This is a genomic window from Fibrobacter sp. UBA3718, assembly GCF_002371935.1.
GTDB lineage: Bacteria > Fibrobacterota > Fibrobacteria > Fibrobacterales > Fibrobacteraceae > Fibrobacter.
This window is the reverse complement of sequence record NZ_DFHR01000024.1, coordinates 45,282-62,457: the sequence shown is the minus strand read 5'-3', so window position 1 is coordinate 62,457 and position 17,176 is coordinate 45,282. Positions and strand designations below refer to the sequence as shown.

Genomic DNA, 17,176 nt, shown 5'->3' with positions numbered 1-17,176 from the left:
ATGTCGGAAGGCTTCTCGGAGCATCACTGCAAGAAAAAGTACAAGTCACGCCGCCGTAACATCCCCGTTGTACGGCTGCTCTTGTTTGGCATCCTCCTGTTCCTCTTCATCAAGCTGGGAATTGCCGAGAAGGTGGTGAACCTCCTCCCGTTGCCAGGAAATTCTGAAACGGCAGAGGTGACCTGGGATTCGCGGTGCAAGGAATTGCATGGCAGGGCTTTCGAACTCAAGAACGGCCTTGGCCAGTGCTCCTGGGTGCTCTCCGATTCCATATTCTATCTGCCCAACAGTTTTTTGCGCTACCTTTCGCAGACGACTAGGTCTTCGCGTCCGCGCTTGCACTGGGTGGCTCCCCGTGATAATTTCTCGGAGGCGACTCTTGTCCAGGTGGAAGATTCTGTGGTGTCTACCTACCTCCATGTTCTCGGGGCGGATTCCTCGTTTTATTGGGTGAACATGGATGACGGATGCCGGTTCCCGGGGCTTTGCCCCAAGCAGCCGCTGGATTGGTCTGCGCTTCCGATTACGGAAGACTTTGACTTCGAGGGCCAGGAATCGCTTCTGGCGATGGATGCTCTCCTCGGGATTGGCGAAGCGCCGGTGCATCCAATTTTGCCTGGCATTGTGCTTGCCGCGGGGAAGGATTCCATGGGCAACTTCATCGAACTTGACCATGGGAACAACGTTGTCTCAAAGATGTCCGGGCTGTATCCGTCGAAAGTTTCTGATTCGCTCAAGGTCGGAGATTCCGTCGATGTCGCAACTACGGTCGGGAGGCTTGCGCCTAGGGACAGCTCGACGTTTTTCCTTTCGGTCCGTCGCAACGGCCTTTTCGTGCGCTGGAAGGATTTCTATTCCGAAGCGCATCCCTTGGAGAAGACCGAAATTGCTAGATTCGTAAAAGATATAGATTTTTGATGGGTCCGGGAATGTGCAGGCGTTTTTTCGATCGGTTTTTTAAGATTGCGGCGGCTTCTGTCGCCTTTGCCGCTGCTCCATTTTTTTTGGCTGCCTGCACGCAGGGCGACGATGGGCCGATTCCCGTTTCCGCGGAAGACGATAGCTTTGTAGGGACGGGTTTTTTCCGCAAGGCCACCCTGGATTCCGGGGCGTTCATCCACCTCGTCTCCGACACGCTTTTTATCAATCTCGATAGCCTCTGGAGTTATTCCAACTGCGCTCTCAAGCGCATTGAGCTCGATGCTTCGAACGATGGCGGCTCCTTGGTAATCTCTCCGAAGATAATTATCGAATCCGATGGGGAGGATTGCCCGTCCCCGTTCCTTCATCCCGATACGACCGTCAAGCTTCTGCTGGATGCCGACGACGTTTCCGGCGCATCCGTACTCCGCATCCGCAACGATGAAGGGCGCGAACTCGATACAATCCTCCTGCGTCGTGGACGCTTCGAACGGGACACCTTCGCCATCTATGTGGATTCCCTTTTTGATTCTGTGTCGGCCTTGCCGCTGCGTACCAAGGGCTCGCCTTCGATTCTGAAGGTTGTCGATAGCCTCACTCCGCGTGTCTTTTACTGGCGGCCGATAAAATCCGAATGTGGCCTGATTGTCGACAAGTGCGGCTCGGTCGTGGCGGATACGATTTTCCCGACGGTGTGGAACATGTCCGATACGGCCCTGGTTCCCATCCGCAAGTCGTGTGCGCTGGGAGATTCGACCTATTGCTCGAATAACCGCTGGGTGGACGATTCCAGTTCGATAGGCGATGTGCAGGAGCGGACCGACACCCTATGGCATACGAGCTTCTATTATGTCGAAGAAATTCCCGATTGCGCGTCGATGAACGCCTTTGCGTTTGACGCATTCTCCGTGGGGCGAAAAGTGAACTTTGCCCGCGAAATCATGGTTCCCGATGAATCCGAAACGGCGTGCGGCCCGTCTGCGCTTCGCGATGTCTTCATTTATGATATCGGACGCAACCGCGTGTTTCCCGATTCTCTCGATGCCGATTCACTTTATGGCCTGTGGAAATCCGAGGCCCGCAAGATAAAGTAACATGCAAGAAATAGAATATTCGTTCTCTCCTGAAATTGCCGAAGCGGACCGCCCGGTGGTCCTGGAATCCCGCATCTACAGGGAATGGCTGGAAGCGTCGCAAAAGAAATTTGTCGTGACCAAGGTCCACTTTTCTTCGGTCGATTTCTTGCGGAAAGGACGCCAGCCGCTCTTTATAAAGCTGACTGCGACTGCGACGCTTCCGGATGGGCGCCCGGTGCACGGAATTGTGCTGGTCCGCGGCAACGCGGTTGGAATCTTGGTGGTGCTCCGCTGCGAAGGCAAGAAATACCTGCTTCTGGTGCGGCAACCGCGTTTTGCCATTAGCGAGCAGGCATCGCTCGAAATTCCGGCGGGGATCCTCGACTGGACAGGGGACTACCGCAAGGTGGCCCTCTCCGAACTCAAGGAAGAAGCGCAGATAGATGCCGAGGAATCGGAACTCATTGACCTCATGGATTTCTGGTACCAGGGAAAAAGCGACGGCTTTGCTGCCAGTTGTGGACTCCTGGACGAACGTATTCGCTTGTATGCGATAGAGCGTGACGTGACACCCGAACAGCTGAGGGCGATGGACGGGAAAGACCAGCAGTATACCGAGGAAATCGAGTGGATCCGGACAGAAGTGCTGCCTTACGAGGAGGCTGCCCGCCAGTTCGTGGACGGAAAAAACCTCATTGCGCTGTTCCTGTACGAACGCTGGCTGCAGAGCCGCAAGTGAGAACGCGGGCCTCTACCAGTTCCCTAAATTGTTGACGGTCAACCCGACGAAGAAGAACGTCAGGTAGCCGTACCAGAGCGCAGTGAGGACGTAGTTGAGTCCGCGCTTGTAGGCCTTGGGTTCGTTTTTGTTTTTCTCGTGGATGGCGATAACGTTTTTGCGACAGAAATAGGCGCATACGGCAAGGCCGACAATGGATGCGAGAATCAGAAGAACATAAGCCATGCGTTAAATATAGTAAAAGAAAGGAACCGTAGTTCGAGGGCTTTAGGATTAACTATCTTTTTGCACAAGAGGTTTTACTATGAAATTTTTTGTGACGGGTGTTGGTGGCCAGCTGGGCCACGACGTGATGAATGAACTTGCGAAGCGCGGGCATACGGGCGTGGGCTCGGACATGGCTCCCGCCTACAGCGGCGTTGCCGATGGCAGTGCAGTGACGACGATGCCCTACGTGCAGCTCGACATTACGGATGCCGCTGCTGTCGAAAAGGCGATTTCGGAAGTGAACCCGGATGCGGTGATTCATTGTGCTGCATGGACTGCAGTCGATATGGCCGAAGACGATGCGAATGTGGCGAAGGTCCGTGCGGTGAACGCGGGCGGTACGCAGAACATCGCGAATGCCTGCAAGAAACTCGGCTGCAAGATGACCTACATCAGCACGGACTACGTGTTTGATGGCCAGGGAACGGAACCCTGGAAGCCCGACTGCAAGGATTACAAGCCTCTCAATGTTTACGGCCAGACCAAGCTCGAGGGCGAACTTGCCGTGAGCGGGACTCTCGAAAAATTCTTTATTGTGCGTATCGCGTGGGTGTTCGGCCTCAACGGCAAGAACTTCATCAAGACGATGCTCAATGTGGGCAAAACTCACGACACCGTGCGCGTGGTGAACGACCAGATTGGAACGCCGACATACACGCTCGACCTTTCTCGCCTGCTCATCGACATGAACGAAACCGAAAAATACGGTTACTACCATGCCACAAACGAGGGCGGGTTCATCAGCTGGTACGACTTTACCTGCGAAATCTACAGGCAGGCTGGGCTTGCGACGAAGGTCGTTCCGGTGACTACGGCCGAATATGGCCTCAGCAAGGCTGCGCGCCCGTTCAACAGCAGGCTCGACAAGAGCAAACTCGTGGAAGCCGGTTTCAAGCCGCTCCCCACATGGCAGGACGCCCTTGCTCGTTACCTGAAGGAAATCGGGGGCTAGCGATGGAAGAGAAGAAAACCTACCGCGAAGTGATGCCGGGAGAACTCCCGTGTGAAGTGCCGGAATGCGACGGCGTGATGGTCGTCGACCCCGACAACAGCTACAAGCTCACCTGCGACAAGTGCGGGCACATCAAGGAGTGAATCTAGGGTCTATCTGGACCTGTTCGCCTTGAAGATAAAGTCGTCGGTGAAGATGGTTTCTTTTTTGCCGTCGACATTGAACGATAGGGTTGCCCCGAAATCGGAAACATCCATCTCTACTTCTGCGCCCATGATGAGCGGCAGGTTTTCGTTTCCGTGACCGGCCGGGAATCCGCTGATGACGGGGATGTTGTATTTCTTGAGGCGCTCGGCAAGCATGGCCTGCGCGCTATCGACATCGAGGTCGGTATCGCAGTCGGTGAAATCGCCCATGATGACGCCCTTCACGTTTCCCATGATGCCACGGAGTTCCAGCGAGCTGAACATGCGGTCGACATTCCGCATGGTTTCTTCTAGCTCTTCGACAAAGAGGATGATGCTGTCCCTGGAGTAGACGTCGATGGGCGTGCCGATGAGGGGGACGAAGGATGCCATGTTGCCGCCGACGAGGATTCCCTTGGCGTGTCCCTTCTGGTTCAGGATGTTGGCGGGAATCTTGTAGGTGGGTATATTCCCGAGGAGGATGTCTTTCACGAGAAGGCTACCCGCATCGCGTCCGGCGGACTTCCCGATGAATGCGCTCATGGTGCCGTGGATGCTCATGTTGCCCATCTTTGCTTCCAGTGCGTGCAGGGTGGAAATTTCACTGAAGCCGACAAGCCATTTGGGATTCTTCGCGATATCGTCGAAGTTGATGAGGTCGATCAGGTGCATGGCGCCGAAACCGCCGCGGTTGCAGATGATGGCCTTGATGCTTGTGTCGCGGATGGCGTTGATGAAGTCGTTTGCGCGTTCTTCGGGCGTCCCGGAATATTTGCCCATGTAGAGTTTGCTGACGTTTTCTCCGATGACAGGGACGAAGCCCCATTCCTTAAGGACTTTGGCGGTGTTGTAGGTGTTGGAATCGGGTGTGTTGTAGGCAGGGGAAACGAGCGCAATTTTGTCGCCCTTCTTGAGGAATGCGGGCGCTTTGGCGGGAGGGACTGCCGTCTTTTCGTTGGTGATTCGGATGACGGCGGGCTTTTGTTCCTTGCAGGCGGTGAGGGCAAGGAACGTCAAGATAAAGAGCAGGGGAAAAACGATTTTTTTCATTTTCAATTCTGTAGCTAGGGGCTTGCCTTAAAGATAAAACTTTTTTGAAAAAGATGGTGCCGATTTTAATATATTTGGGTGGAACGTAGTCGCTTTGCTCTTATGGATTTGTCCACCTTGAAAATCGTGTATCCGGAGCTTCCCGTTGTCGAACATCGTGAAGAGTTTTTCGAGATGCTCGAAAAGCACCAGGTAGTGATTGTCAAGGCAGATACCGGTTCCGGCAAGTCGACGCAGTTGCCAAAGTTTCTTTTAGAGTGGTATGCTACAGTTCGTCATTCTCGCGAAGGCGAGAATCTCGTGGATGGTGTTCGAGAAGGGGATCCCCGCGAAGGCGGGGATGACATGAGTGGTTTCAAAATCGGTGTGACGGAGCCCCGCCGGCTGGCGGCGATTTCGATTGCGGACCGCCTGCGCGAAGAACTCAAGGACGAGACGCTTGTCTCCACGAAAATCCGATTCTGGGAACAGGGCCAGAGCGATGCCCCCATCAAGGTGATGACGGACGGCATTTTGTTGCAGGAATTCCGCCGCGACAGGCTCTTTAGGCAGTATTCGGCCGTCGTGATTGACGAAGCACACGAACGCTCGCTGAACATCGACATTTTGCTCGGCATTTTCAAGACGGTTCTGCATGAACGCCCCGATTTCAAGCTGATTGTGGCGTCGGCGACGCTCGATGCCAAGCTCTTCGAGGAATTTTACGACAACAGTTGCGTGCTCGAAGCCGAGGGAAGAACGTTCCCCGTTGATGTGGAGTACTATTTCGGCGACGGGAATGGAGATCCCCGCCTTCGCGGGGATGACAATACGGGTCGCGACACCAGCGGCAAGGGCGATTCGGGCTTGCTCGACGAGGCGCGTGATGCGATTCTCGATTTGGAAACGCGCCACCGTGACCATCTGCTCTGTTTTTTACCGACGGAACGTGACATCCAGGATTTGGCGGGCGAACTTGCGCACGAACTGGATTCCGCAACCTTCGACATCTTGCCGCTTTACGGGCGCATGAGTCCCGATGAACAGCGACGCATTTTCAAGCATACGGAAAAGACCCGCGTGGTGCTCGCGACGAACATCGCCGAGACCTCGCTCACGATTCCGGGAATCGCCTACGTGGTGGATACGGGTACGGCCCGCATTTCGCGGTACAACGCGCAGTCGCGCATCCAGGGGCTGCCTGTCGAGGACATCTCGAAAGCGTCTGCGCGGCAGCGCACAGGGCGTGCGGGGCGCGTGAAGCCTGGCGTTTGCATTCGCCTCTATTCTCCCGAAGATTTTGAGAAGCGGGACGAGTTTACGGAGCCGGAAATCCGGCGGAGTAATCTCGCGAACGTTGTCCTGCAGTTGCGCAGCCTCGGGCTGGAACTCGAGAATTTCCCGTTCCTGCAGTCGCCACCGCATTCGGCGTTCCGTGGCGCGTACAAGACGCTTTTTGAACTCGGTGCGCTTACCGCCGACAATGCCAGCGGGCATGTGACCAAGCTCGGCCGCGAGATGACGCGCCTCCCGATGGACGTGGCACTCTCGGCGGTGCTCCTGCGGGCGCGCGATGCCGGCGTCTTGCAGCCCGCGTTGATTGTCTGCTCGGCGCTCTCCATCCAGGACCCGCGCGTGGTACCCAGCGAGGAACCCGAACGCACCCGCATTCGCCAGCTGCACCGTAGGTTTGCAGGCCACAAGAGCGATTTCCTCACGTTCATCTGCATGTGGAATGCCTTCTGCGCCGAATGGGATGGCAAGACCTGGAATAAGCTGCGCAAGTTCTGCGACAAGAACAGCCTGCACTTTTTGCGGTGCCGCGAATGGATCGATCTGTACGAACAGTTCGGGCGCATCCTCGATGTGAAATTCGAGAATCGCGTGTGCCCGCTGGATAGCTTCCATCGCGACAACCTGCACATCGCTTTGCTTTCGGGATTCCTGGGCGGTATAGCCCTGCGTGATATTGAGAACGGTTGCTACCGCCTGGTGAGCGGCCGCGAGACGCACGTGTTCCCGGGCAGTGACCTTTACGGCAAGAGCGTGGAATGGCTTTTTAGTGCCGAGGTGCGGGAGACCAGCCGCATATTCCTGAACAAGGCCGCCGAAATCAAGCCCGAATGGATTATGCAGGTGGCGGAACCTTTCTGCACGCGCCGTTGGTATGCGCCCACGTGGAACCAGGAACGCGGTTTCGTGGAAGCGGTGGAAGAGGTGAGCTTCCGCGGGCTCGTGATTAGCCGCGGCCACCGCGTGGATTTCGCCCGCGTGAACCCCGATGAATGTGCCGAGATTTTCTGGCGCGAGGCCGTTGTGCTTGGTCAGATGGCGCGCCCCTTCGCATTCATGACGCACAATGAACGCGTCGTGGAGGACCTGCATGCGTTGGAAGCCCGCAAGCGTCAATTCGGGCTTGCCCCGAGCGAAGACGCCTTGGTGGATTACTACACGCGCATTGCCCATGAAGTCAATTCCATCAAGACATTGAAGGACTACATCCGCGAACACACGGACCAGTTCCTGAAATTCGATGCGAAGTTCTGGCTGGATCAATTAGACGAAAGAACGGGTGAAGCCCTACAGACGGGTGGCGAGAGGTTTAGAAGTCGGTTGTCGGATTTCATGGGCGAGTTCCCTGAGCGTGCCGAAGGGAACAAGACTGCAAAGAAATCTTCCGTTAAAACACCGGAACTCGGCGGCTCCCTCGAACAGTTCCGCATCGAAGGGCTCGACGGCTCCAGCCGCATGGTGGTGGGCGAAATGGTCTTCGATGCGACCCGCGACTGCGACGGCATTACACTGGACCTGCCTTACGACATGCTTCCGCAGGTGACGCCCGCGGCACTCGCGCTTTCGATTCACCAGTGGCGCGAATGGATGACAGAATCCATTATCCGCGAGATGCCCAAGGCTGCAAAAAAGCAGTTGGAAGGCAAACGCACGTTTATCGATGACGCCTTCTGCGACAAGCTCAAGGAAAACCCGCACAAGGCCCCGTTGTTGCTCCTGTACGAAACGCTTGCGAACCTGAAGGAACTGCGCGATGGCACCGGCGGAACCGTTGTCGATATCCCGACGGTCACGCCCGAGAAGGAAAACCACCTGCGCTTGCACATGAAGGTGTTCAAGCCCGGTTTCCCGGAAAAGTTTGCCGTCGAACTCAATCCCGAGTGGGGGAGTTTCCGGCTCTTTGCCGCGGTGCGCCCCGTTCTCGTAACTTTCGGTATTGACTTTGCGCTTGGCGACATGCGCTTTGGCTGGCGCCTCGGCGAGTCCGCGCTCATGACCCCGGCAGAATCCGCCTTTTGGCAAGCGTTCCGCAAGCGCGTGGAAGGAAGATCCCCGACCGGGTCGGGGATGACAGAGGGGGACTCCTCGCTTATCGTTGATCGCCTGAATATGCTCGAGACGGGCGGCCTCTATTCCGACGGTTTCAAGACGGCTCTCAAGTCGTGGGTTTTGAAGTCGCTCGCTGCCGACAATCTGGACGCAAACCGTTGCGTGCGTTTTTCGGGCCTCGAGTATTCCCGTGGCAAGAAAATTCGCGACTTCAAGAATCTTGCCGCAAGCACCCGCAGCGAAGACGAAGAGATGCGCCTCGCGCTCGTGCGTGCAACTTATGAATCGGCGCTTCTCGGGGCCGACGCTTTCGTGAAAATTTGGGGCTTTCTCCGTGAATTCTCGGTGGCGATGCGCCAGGGCGGAGACCATGCCCGCGATGCCATCGCCGCGCTCATGGCAAAGAACAAGTCCATCTCGAAAATCGTGGCGCTCTACCTGCCTGACCACAAGGAAAATACTTTGTTCGAAAGATTGGCCGCGCTCGGTAGCTCACTTGATGCCGGCGACAAGTTGCTTGCATCTTCAATCGGCGATAAAGTCGACCTCTCCGTCAAGGACCTTCGTGAAAAGTTCCGCCCCTTCCTCAAGGCCCGCTTCATGAAGGACCACGAACTCAAAAATGCCCGCGAAATCCTCTCGAAAATGGAACGCATGCAGCAGGACGATGCGGAATACCCCGAACTCTACCTGCAGGCATCAGCCATGATTGAGGATTTTGAAATCCTCAAGTTCAAGCGCAAGGGCGACGATAGCGAAGAAATCATCGAAGACGATGCCCTTGCCAAACTCAAGGGGCGTTTCGGTCGCCTGAAATAGTTGAAGATTGGCCTTGGACGGGTCAAATTTGCTAAATTTGGGGCGATGAAACTATTTGAGAAAATACTGGCGTGTCTTGTTTTCCTTTGCCTTTCGGCGTGTAACCTGCCGTTCGGCAAGGATGATCCGGTCGTGGTATCGGTTGGAAACAGGAAACTTACGCAGTCTGAAGTCTATCGCATGGTGCCGCAGTGGGATTCCATTTCCGACCGTGAAAAACTGGGCTTTCTGGAACGCTGGATTGACGAAGAGGTTATCTACCAAGAGGCGATGGATGCGAATGTCATGAACGACACCATCCTTTCGACGCAGATCGAAAGCACGATTCGCAAGATGGTGGTCGATTTCTACCTGCAGACGTTTGCCGATACCATGATGATAGGGGACAGCGAAAAACTGAACTACTACCAGACGCACCGGAATGACTATCTCCGTGGAAAGACGACCGTGTCGGGTGCTATCCTCCATTTCAAGGATTGGGCGAGTGCTGATGCCTACTATAAGGAAATGAAAACCCGCGTGTTCAATGTGGTCCCGACGCAGACTCCCCAGGTTAGTTCGATTGTGGAGTTCGAGAACGTGGCCGCCACGCCGGATTCTTGCATGATTCCCGATATCGTGAGCTATCCTCTCGGGAAACTCTCCGTAATGCGCTATTGCAATGGCGGGCTCAAGATGGCGGTGGTCACGGAACGTCTGGATTCTGCCGATGTCCGTCCTTACAAGGAGGTGTCCGAAGACGTGTCCAACATGGTGTGGATTGAGCATCGCAGGGCTGTCATGGATCGCCTCAAGAAAGAATGGAAAATGAAGCGTCCTATCTTTTCGAAGATGAACGTGTTTAATGAAAAGGAAAGCCAATGAAAAAGTTTGGTCTGTTAGTTTTTGCTCTGGGAACCCTTTTGTCGGCGTCTTTTGCCGCCCCGGTGCTTATGGAAGGCATTGCGGCGATTGTCGACGGCAAGCCCATTATGCGTTCGGAGTTCTTGAACAATCTTTACCATTTCCAGGAGACTCCTACGGCTGCCTCGATGAGCGAGCAGGAGCAGAAAGATTACGTTCTCGACAAGTTGATCGAAGAAAAAGTTCTTTTGAGCCGTATCGACCGTGATTCCATCGTGGTGAGCGATGCCGAAATCGACCAGCGCGTAACGGCGCACCTGACCCAGCTTGCGGCAAGCCAGAACATCAACATGGCGACGCTTGAAAAGGCTATCCGTTCGCAGCTCGGTGTGAGCATGGCGCAGTACCGCGACCAGCTTGCAAAGCAAATCCGTAGCCATGTCGAAACCCAGCGCGTTCGCCAGCGCCATATTGGCTCGGTGAGCCCCACGAAAAAAGAAGTGGACGCTTTCTACAAGGCCTATAAGGATTCCCTGCCGAGACAGTTCAACTGCGTGCAGCTGAGCCATATCCAGTTGAAAATTGAACCGGATCCCGCTATTGTGGATTCCGTGAAGCGGATTGCGGAAGCGCTTATCGACAGCCTGAATTATGGCATCAAGTTCGAACTTCTGGCCAAGAATCATTCGCAGGATTCGTCTGCCGAAAAGGGCGGCGATCTCGGTTACTTTAGGCGCGGACTTCTGGATCCGGCATTTGAACGCGCTCTCGATCAGCTGAAGAACGGCCAGTACTATTCGACCCCTGTCAAGACGGACCGCGGCTGGCATATCGTTCGTGTAATCGGCCGTAAGGAAGATGGTGTCCGTTCGGCGCACATCCTGCTCCGTACGATTCCGACGGCTGCGGATTCTGCCCGCGTGCTGCACCTGGCGGATTCCCTCCGTGCCGCAATCAAGACGAAGGAAGACTTTGCGGTTGCCGCGAAAAAGTTCAGTACCGACAAGTCGAGCAACTTTGCTGGTGGGCTTCTGGGCTGGTTCCAGAAAAACGAGATGGAACCTGCGTATGTCGAACCGGTTGCGAACTTGAATGTGGGCGAAGTGTCGGCTCCGGTAGAAATCGACGGTTCTTACCATTTGTTCCGCCTGGACGATTCCCGCCAGATTCGTGAACTCACGCTCGAAGAGGATTACGGTAAGATCGAGGCGATGGCGGCAAACCACCTGGAAAACGAGAAACTGAACGCGCTCATCAAGAAGTGGCGCGAGGAAGTCCATATCGAAATCCGCATGACGGAATAGCTTCGGGAAAAATCGCGAGACGCGAGGTTCACCATGATTCACTTCACCCACGTGACAAAGTCCTACGAGGACAACTGGAAGGCGCTGAACAACATCACCTTCCGTATCAACAAGGGTGAATTCGTGTTCCTGACGGGCCATTCGGGTGCGGGAAAGTCGACCGTGCTCAAGTTAATTTATATGGACGAACGTCCGGATGCGGAACGCGGTGGCCAGGTGATGGTGAAATTCACCGGCGATTGCGTTTACGACAGCAAGAGTTCCCCGGACAACAGGATACAGGCGTTCCGCCGCAAGATGGGAATCATCTTCCAGGATTTCAAGCTTTTGCCCGACAGGAACGTTTTCGAGAACGTGGCGCTCGCGCTCCGCATTGTGGGAACCCCGAGCAGCAAGATAAATGCGGCCGTTTTTGATGCGCTTGCCCTGGTGGGGATAAGCCAGAAACGATTTGCGATGCCCTATACGCTTTCGGGCGGTGAACAGCAGCGTGTGGCGATTGCCCGCGCGATGGTGCACAACCCGTACTTGCTCTTGGCGGACGAACCGACCGGAAACCTCGACCCGAAAAACGCCGACGAGGTGTTCAAGATTTTCAAGGAAATCAACGCCCGCGGGACGACGGTGGTCATGGCGACCCACAACCCTGATTTTTACCTGAACAGCCCCTTCCGCCGCCTGGTGCTTGACCACGGCGAACTCCTGACCCGTGACCTGATTTAATCGCGCTGGTTATTTTTGTAAACGGAAAAGACGTCAAGGCCCTTTCTTTTGGGTTGTGAAAAATTTATTCTTAGGGCATGAATTTCAGCGTCCGCTACAACCATGTCGGCTACGCCCCCAGGGGGCCGAAGGTGTTTTTGCTTGCTTGCGATGTGGTGGACAATCCCCTGAAGGGGATGCTGCCCTGGTTCGAAATCCTTTCCGAAAACGGGGAACGCGTGTTCGGAGCCTCGATGGCTGAGAAGGGGCCATGCACCTATACGGACGAATTTGTATGGGAAGGGGATTTTTCGACAATCAAAAAGTCGGGAAAGTATCGTGTTTCGGTAATCGACGCGAAGGGGAACGTGCTTGCCGAATCCAAATTCTTCGAAATTTCGGACAGGCTTGTGCTGGAACAGCTTTCGTCGACGCTCCGCTCGTTCTATTTCCAGCGTTGCGGCGTGGAACTGACTCCGGACCGTGCCGGAAAGTGGGCGAGGCCCGCGGCCCATCTGGATGACAACATCGAATTCCACCCGAGCATGGAACGGAAGGGAACCTGGAATGCGCATGGCGGCTGGTACGATGCGGGCGACTACGGCAAGTATATCGTGAATGGCGGCGTTTCGGTGGCGACGCTCCTTCTGGCTGCCGAATTCGCGGATGACCGGCGTGTGACTTTCGCCAATGCTGACTTTTTCGACGCGGGCTCGTTCCGTGCGAACTTGCTCGAGGAAATCCGGTTCGAACTTGAATTTTTCCTCCGCATGCAGGACGATGACGGCGGCGTGTTTTTCAAGGTGTCGCCGGTACGCTGGGACGGCTTTGTTTCGCCGTCGCAGTCCGATGCCCTGCAGAAGCGCCAGATTCTGGGGAAATCGACCACATCGACGCTGAATTTTGCAGGTGCTCTTGCGCAGGCGCATCGCGTGTTTGCCCATGCGTATCCCGGATTTGCGAAGCAGTGCCTGGATGCATCCCTCCGTGCTTACCGCTGGGCCGTCGAGAACCCCGAGGTCACCTACCCGCACAATACCGAGGGTAGCGGCGGGTATGGTGACGAGCGCTACGATGACGAGTTCTTCTGGGCGCGCGCGATGCTGTTCCGCGAGGTCTGCGGAAGTATCAAGATTTGCGCGGATTGCGAACGGGATGATTGCGACCACTTCAGGAATCATCTGCTGTCGGACATGGAAAAATGCCCGCCCGATTTGGGCATGAGCTGGCGCGATACGCAGAACCTGGGCTGGATTGCGCTTGCGTTGCAGTCGCAGGACCTTGACTTGCAGGTGCGCGCACGCAACACGCTGAAGGGCGTTGCGGACAAGATCGTGAAGCTTGCTGCCGAAGATGCCTACGGGCTTTCTATCCGCAAGTTCGTATGGGGTTCCAACGGCGAAATTGCGAACCACGCGCTAACGTTGTTCCTCGCAAACGAATGGTTCCCGTCGGCCGCTTATGCGGACTGTGCAAAGCGCATGCTCGACTTTATTTTCGGCAAGAATCCGGTGGACCGTTGCTTCGTGACGGGTTCCGCGTGGAGCTCCCCGAAGTTCATCCATCATCGCATAAGCCATTCCGACGGCATCGCGGAACCTATCCCCGGGCTTCTCGCGGGCGGCATCAATGCCGACAGGCAGGACATGCACAGGTTCCCGCATTATCCGGGCCCGCAGCCGGGACTCTCGTACACGGACGAACGTTGCTCCTTTGCGAGCAACGAGACCGCCATCAACTGGAATGCCCCGCTGGTAGCGGCACTCAGTTTCTGCTGCTAATTTTTTTTCGCAAATTCTGTTACGCTGCTTTAAATTTATATGTATATTAGAACCTGATGAAGTCTATCGGGTTCAGATTTGTGATGCTCCGCGTGCTAGTCTTTTCGTGGCTGGCTTTTTGCTGTATGGCTTGTGACCCGGTGGATGAGTGGGGTGATCCCGAATATTGGACAGACATTGCTGCATATAAGCCCGACAAGGTAGATTCCCTGGAATTGCGCGTTACGTACCAGGCCGGGGACACGGTCTGGGCGGATACATCCGTAGTACAGGATTCGGTGAATAGGATTGTTTGCAGGGACACTTGCGACAGCCTGTTTTCGCTAGGTCGCGAGAACAAGGTTTCTGTAGATATCTCCTTCTATTGCGGTGACAAGGTCGTTGCGCTGCCCACGTACGAGATTGACAGCCACTCGGAATACTGGAAACCGGATGACCTCAATTTCCGCTTTGTGGAATATGACGAACGCTCCGTCCGTGGAAATTTTGAGTTCGAGAAATTCTTGCCGCCCGAGGATACGTCCTGTGGCAAGTTCGTGAATTATGCCGCCCTGAGGTTGAAATGTTCCCACGGATGGTGCTATTAGTTGCTTGCCTGGCCTGTGCGGCGCTCGCCTTGGATGATTCGGGGTTCGCGTATTTCGAGGTGTCCCTGGGTGGCCATTATGCGTCGTACAGCATCAAGACGGAATCCTTCACGCACTGGTATCACGATACGGAACGCGACGAGATGGTCTATGACGAGGACCTCACGTACGATATCTTCTCTTTTGAAGGTGGCGGCCCGATGCTCGGTGTGCAGGCGGGATTTTCTCCTGGCGAAAGGTTCGTCTTCTTGTTGGATTTCGGTCTTTTCGTATCGATAGGTGATTCCCGCTACAAACTTTATTCCCGCGACAAGGATGAATACGCCGAAACCGAGGTTATGGTCCGCCCGCTTTTCGGCTTCGGACTCAAGGTTTTCCCCTTCACGTCCAAAAACTCTGCCTTGTACGGGTTGTTTGCGGGTACTACGCTCTCTTTCATGTGGAGCGACAACCAGTGGGAAAATTATGGGATGGAGTATTGTGATTTTGATGTCGGCTTCAAGGTCGAGGCGGGCAAACTCTGGAGCATATCGGAATATTACCTTGTCGGGTTCACCTTGACTGCGGGATTTCACGTCACTGCCGCTGGCCCCAATAACGAAGAATATGGCGACGATAGATTCCGGATAGGGGAGAACCCGAAACGCGACCCCGTCGATGAATGGAATAATTTCCACTTGGGTTTGTCGTTGACCGCCGCCAGTAAGTTGTTTTAAAGTGGCTTGATTTCCCTGATTTCGCCTGGCTTTAAATTGCCCAGTGTGTATTTGTCGAACTGGATGCGCATGAGCCGCATGACTTCGTAGCCGAGGTGGGCGAGCATGCGGCGGATTTCACGGTTCTTGCCCTCGGACAATTCAATTTCGAGCCAGCAGTTCTTTTCGCCAACGCTCGCGATGGCTGCGCGCTCGGCATGCATGAATTCTTCCTTTTCGCCGAAGACGCGGGGCGGTACGTTGAAGCCGGCTTCCATTTTCGCAAGGTCGTCAGCGGAAGGTTTGCCCGCGACCTGCACGCGGTAGATTTTCAAGTGGGATTGCTTGTGGATTCTATCGCCTGCGGCTCCAGAATGACAGCGGGTTTGACTCAGCAGTGTGTCGGCCCATTGCGTGTCGTTCGTAAAAAGCAACAATCCTTCGCTGGCGGCGTCGAGGCGGCCCACCGGCGATATGTGCGGTACGGGCCTGCAGGGGAACATCTTGGCGTATTCTTCGCGGAACAAGTCCATCACGGTCTTGCGGCCTTTTTCGTCGCTTGCGGTAGTGACGATTCCGCGGGGCTTGTTCATTGCGAAATAGAACTTCTGGGCGGCCTCGACTGGCGTGCCGTCCACAAGGATTTCGTCGTTCTCGTAGGCGGGCGTTTCGGGGTCGCGCACGATTTTACCACGCAAAGAAACCCGGCCCTCGCGGACCAGGTTTTCTGCTGCGCTGCGGCTACAGAAGCCACGCTTCGAGATGACTCGCGCGACTCCGTGAGCCTTTACTTGCCGAGATATGCCTTGATGTTTTTGAGGCATTTTTCGTTCTGCGCTTCGGTGCCCACGGTAATGCGGAGCACGTCGCCCATGGCAGGCTGCGGACGGATGATGGTGCCCTTCATCTGCAGGAACTTGAACGCGTCCATCGGATCCTTGAAACCGCTCACGGCGATGAAGTTCGCGTGGCTATCCACATAGGGGAGGCCCATTTCGCGGAAGCCGGCCTTGAGCTGGTCGAGGCCCTTCTTGTTGAGCTCGCGGACCTTGTTCACGTATTCCTGGTCGTCGATGGCGCCGATGGCGGCGGCCTGGGCGATGCTGTTCACGTTGAACGGTTCACGCACGCGGTTGATGAGGTTCACGATTTCGGGGCGGGTGATGCAGTAGCCCACGCGCAGTCCTGCGAGACCGTAGATCTTGCTGAACGTACGGCAGCAGATGATGTTCCTGCCCTCGGCGATGCGGCTGTTGAAATCCGGGACGAGTTCCGGCGTGTCCTCGATAAATTCGGTGTAGGCTTCGTCCATCACGAGCACGCAGGTCTCGGGGAGGCTGTCGGCGAAGTCGATGATTTCCTTGGCGGTGAGGTCGGAGCCCGTCGGGTTGTTCGGATTCGCGAGGAACACGATGCGGGTCTTCTCGTTCACGGCGGCGCGCATGGCCTTGAGGTCGTAGTTGTAGGCCGGGGCCGGCATGTCGACTTCGATAATCTTGGCGTTCATCGCCATGGTGGCGAGCTTGTAGACGGCGAAGCTGTGCTTGCCCATCACGGCTTCGGTGCCGGGGCCGAGGAACACCTGGGCAATCATGTCCAGGAGCTCGTTGCTGCCGTTGCCCACGGCAATCTGTTCGCGCTTCACGCCGCGGAACTCGGCAATCTTGCCGATGAGGTCGTAGCTGCCGCCATCGGGGTAGAGGTTGATTTCTTCCAGCGCCTTGCGGGCTTCGGCCATGCCCTTCGGGCTCGGGCCGAACGGGTTCTCGTTGCTCGCGAGCTTGTCGATGTCTTTCGGGTCGAGGCCAAATTCGCGGGCGGTGTAGGCGATAGGTTTGCCGGTCACGTAGAGGGGCTGGTTCAAGATGTGCTTTTGGGCGAGTTCGTTAATATCCATTTTTTGTTGCCAGTTGATAGTTAATAGTTTTTAGTAA

At 55.5% G+C, this 17,176-nt stretch carries 16 protein-coding genes; 12 read left to right on the top strand and 4 right to left on the bottom strand.

All coding sequences use genetic code 11. From position 1 onward, the window contains the following. The 3 genes from B4A77_RS10720 to B4A77_RS10710 are packed head-to-tail and all read left to right on the top strand — an operon-like array spanning window position 1 to window position 2,736. Window positions 1-918, top strand: coding sequence for a M23 family metallopeptidase (locus B4A77_RS10720; RefSeq protein WP_173365155.1), 918 nt, complete (start codon window positions 1-3; stop codon window positions 916-918). Beyond that, entirely contained in the window at window positions 918-2,015 is a 1,098-nt protein-coding gene (locus B4A77_RS10715) for a hypothetical protein (protein ID WP_290740611.1), read from the top strand. Before B4A77_RS10720 ends, B4A77_RS10715 begins: the two co-directional genes overlap by 1 nt. Window position 2,016: 1 nt before the next feature. Next, window positions 2,017-2,736 carry an NUDIX domain-containing protein gene (locus tag B4A77_RS10710; protein ID WP_290723194.1) on the top strand — a complete coding sequence of 240 codons (720 nt, stop codon included), beginning with the start codon at window positions 2,017-2,019 and terminating at the stop codon, window positions 2,734-2,736. 12 nt (window positions 2,737-2,748) lie between these two features. Here the strand turns inward: B4A77_RS10710 and B4A77_RS10705 are convergent, their stop codons facing one another. Then, entirely contained in the window at window positions 2,749-2,961 is a 213-nt protein-coding gene (locus tag B4A77_RS10705; protein ID WP_173365158.1) for a hypothetical protein, read from the bottom strand. A gap of 79 nt (window positions 2,962-3,040) precedes the next feature. Here B4A77_RS10705 and rfbD point away from each other — a divergent pair, with 79 nt between their 5' ends. Beyond that, window positions 3,041-3,955: a dTDP-4-dehydrorhamnose reductase gene (rfbD, locus tag B4A77_RS10700; protein ID WP_173381306.1), complete on the top strand. Its 915-nt coding sequence runs from the start codon at window positions 3,041-3,043 to the stop codon at window positions 3,953-3,955. Window positions 3,956-3,957: 2 nt separating this feature from the next. After that, a complete protein-coding gene (locus B4A77_RS10695; protein WP_012820363.1) occupies window positions 3,958-4,098 on the top strand; it encodes a hypothetical protein in 141 nt (46 codons plus the stop codon). A gap of 9 nt (window positions 4,099-4,107) precedes the next feature. On the opposite strand, the gene B4A77_RS10690 is transcribed toward B4A77_RS10695, so the two are convergent. After that, on the bottom strand, window positions 4,108-5,190 hold the full coding sequence (locus B4A77_RS10690) for a S66 peptidase family protein (protein WP_290728979.1): 1,083 nt from the start codon (window positions 5,188-5,190) through the stop codon (window positions 4,108-4,110). A 102-nt stretch (window positions 5,191-5,292) separates the two neighbouring features. Between B4A77_RS10690 and B4A77_RS10685 the strand changes: the two genes are divergently transcribed. From B4A77_RS10685 to B4A77_RS10655, 7 genes are all read left to right on the top strand, one after another. After that, the gene (locus B4A77_RS10685; protein WP_290740609.1) at window positions 5,293-9,330 is read left to right on the top strand and encodes a DUF3418 domain-containing protein; all 4,038 of its coding nucleotides are present in this window, start codon (window positions 5,293-5,295) and stop codon (window positions 9,328-9,330) included. 45 nt (window positions 9,331-9,375) lie between these two features. Then, window positions 9,376-10,194 carry a hypothetical protein gene (locus tag B4A77_RS10680; protein WP_173381303.1) on the top strand — a complete coding sequence of 273 codons (819 nt, stop codon included), beginning with the start codon at window positions 9,376-9,378 and terminating at the stop codon, window positions 10,192-10,194. Beyond that, the gene (locus tag B4A77_RS10675) at window positions 10,191-11,477 is read left to right on the top strand and encodes a peptidylprolyl isomerase (RefSeq protein ID WP_290740607.1); all 1,287 of its coding nucleotides are present in this window, start codon (window positions 10,191-10,193) and stop codon (window positions 11,475-11,477) included. Before B4A77_RS10680 ends, B4A77_RS10675 begins: the two co-directional genes overlap by 4 nt. 33 nt (window positions 11,478-11,510) lie before the next feature. Next, window positions 11,511-12,200, top strand: coding sequence for a cell division ATP-binding protein FtsE (gene ftsE, locus B4A77_RS10670; protein ID WP_290723174.1), 690 nt, complete (start codon window positions 11,511-11,513; stop codon window positions 12,198-12,200). A 77-nt stretch (window positions 12,201-12,277) separates the two neighbouring features. Beyond that, a complete protein-coding gene (locus B4A77_RS10665; protein ID WP_290740605.1) occupies window positions 12,278-13,960 on the top strand; it encodes a glycoside hydrolase family 9 protein in 1,683 nt (560 codons plus the stop codon). A 56-nt stretch (window positions 13,961-14,016) separates the two neighbouring features. Next, on the top strand, window positions 14,017-14,547 hold the full coding sequence (locus B4A77_RS10660; RefSeq protein WP_290740603.1) for a hypothetical protein: 531 nt from the start codon (window positions 14,017-14,019) through the stop codon (window positions 14,545-14,547). Next, window positions 14,535-15,263, top strand: coding sequence for a hypothetical protein (locus B4A77_RS10655; RefSeq protein WP_290723168.1), 729 nt, complete (start codon window positions 14,535-14,537; stop codon window positions 15,261-15,263). Before B4A77_RS10660 ends, B4A77_RS10655 begins: the two co-directional genes overlap by 13 nt. Here the strand turns inward: B4A77_RS10655 and B4A77_RS10650 are convergent. Both B4A77_RS10650 and hisC read right to left on the bottom strand, forming a co-directional pair. Next, window positions 15,260-16,066: a pseudouridine synthase gene (locus B4A77_RS10650; protein ID WP_173381298.1), complete on the bottom strand. Its 807-nt coding sequence runs from the start codon at window positions 16,064-16,066 to the stop codon at window positions 15,260-15,262. The two genes, B4A77_RS10655 and B4A77_RS10650, sit on opposite strands and share 4 nt — an antisense overlap. Further along, window positions 16,030-17,139, bottom strand: a complete 1,110-nt coding sequence (hisC, locus tag B4A77_RS10645; RefSeq protein ID WP_290740601.1) for a histidinol-phosphate transaminase — start codon at window positions 17,137-17,139, stop codon at window positions 16,030-16,032. Before hisC ends, B4A77_RS10650 begins: the two co-directional genes overlap by 37 nt. Window positions 17,140-17,176 lie beyond the last annotated feature (37 nt).

What these genes read in the sequence shown, in the direction of transcription:
- B4A77_RS10720 (WP_173365155.1), top strand. Translation starts at nt 1, where the DNA reads ATGTCGGAAGGCTTCTCGGAGCATCACTGCAAGAAAAAGTACAAGTCA.
- B4A77_RS10715 (WP_290740611.1), top strand. Translation starts at nt 918, where the DNA reads ATGGGTCCGGGAATGTGCAGGCGTTTTTTCGATCGGTTTTTTAAGATT.
- B4A77_RS10710 (WP_290723194.1), top strand. Translation starts at nt 2,017, where the DNA reads ATGCAAGAAATAGAATATTCGTTCTCTCCTGAAATTGCCGAAGCGGAC.
- B4A77_RS10705 (WP_173365158.1), bottom strand. Translation starts at nt 2,961, where the DNA reads ATGGCTTATGTTCTTCTGATTCTCGCATCCATTGTCGGCCTTGCCGTA.
- rfbD (WP_173381306.1), top strand. Translation starts at nt 3,041, where the DNA reads ATGAAATTTTTTGTGACGGGTGTTGGTGGCCAGCTGGGCCACGACGTG.
- B4A77_RS10695 (WP_012820363.1), top strand. Translation starts at nt 3,958, where the DNA reads ATGGAAGAGAAGAAAACCTACCGCGAAGTGATGCCGGGAGAACTCCCG.
- B4A77_RS10690 (WP_290728979.1), bottom strand. Translation starts at nt 5,190, where the DNA reads ATGAAAAAAATCGTTTTTCCCCTGCTCTTTATCTTGACGTTCCTTGCC.
- B4A77_RS10685 (WP_290740609.1), top strand. Translation starts at nt 5,293, where the DNA reads ATGGATTTGTCCACCTTGAAAATCGTGTATCCGGAGCTTCCCGTTGTC.
- B4A77_RS10680 (WP_173381303.1), top strand. Translation starts at nt 9,376, where the DNA reads ATGAAACTATTTGAGAAAATACTGGCGTGTCTTGTTTTCCTTTGCCTT.
- B4A77_RS10675 (WP_290740607.1), top strand. Translation starts at nt 10,191, where the DNA reads ATGAAAAAGTTTGGTCTGTTAGTTTTTGCTCTGGGAACCCTTTTGTCG.
- ftsE (WP_290723174.1), top strand. Translation starts at nt 11,511, where the DNA reads ATGATTCACTTCACCCACGTGACAAAGTCCTACGAGGACAACTGGAAG.
- B4A77_RS10665 (WP_290740605.1), top strand. Translation starts at nt 12,278, where the DNA reads ATGAATTTCAGCGTCCGCTACAACCATGTCGGCTACGCCCCCAGGGGG.
- B4A77_RS10660 (WP_290740603.1), top strand. Translation starts at nt 14,017, where the DNA reads ATGAAGTCTATCGGGTTCAGATTTGTGATGCTCCGCGTGCTAGTCTTT.
- B4A77_RS10655 (WP_290723168.1), top strand. Translation starts at nt 14,535, where the DNA reads ATGGTGCTATTAGTTGCTTGCCTGGCCTGTGCGGCGCTCGCCTTGGAT.
- B4A77_RS10650 (WP_173381298.1), bottom strand. Translation starts at nt 16,066, where the DNA reads ATGCCTCAAAAACATCAAGGCATATCTCGGCAAGTAAAGGCTCACGGA.
- hisC (WP_290740601.1), bottom strand. Translation starts at nt 17,139, where the DNA reads ATGGATATTAACGAACTCGCCCAAAAGCACATCTTGAACCAGCCCCTC.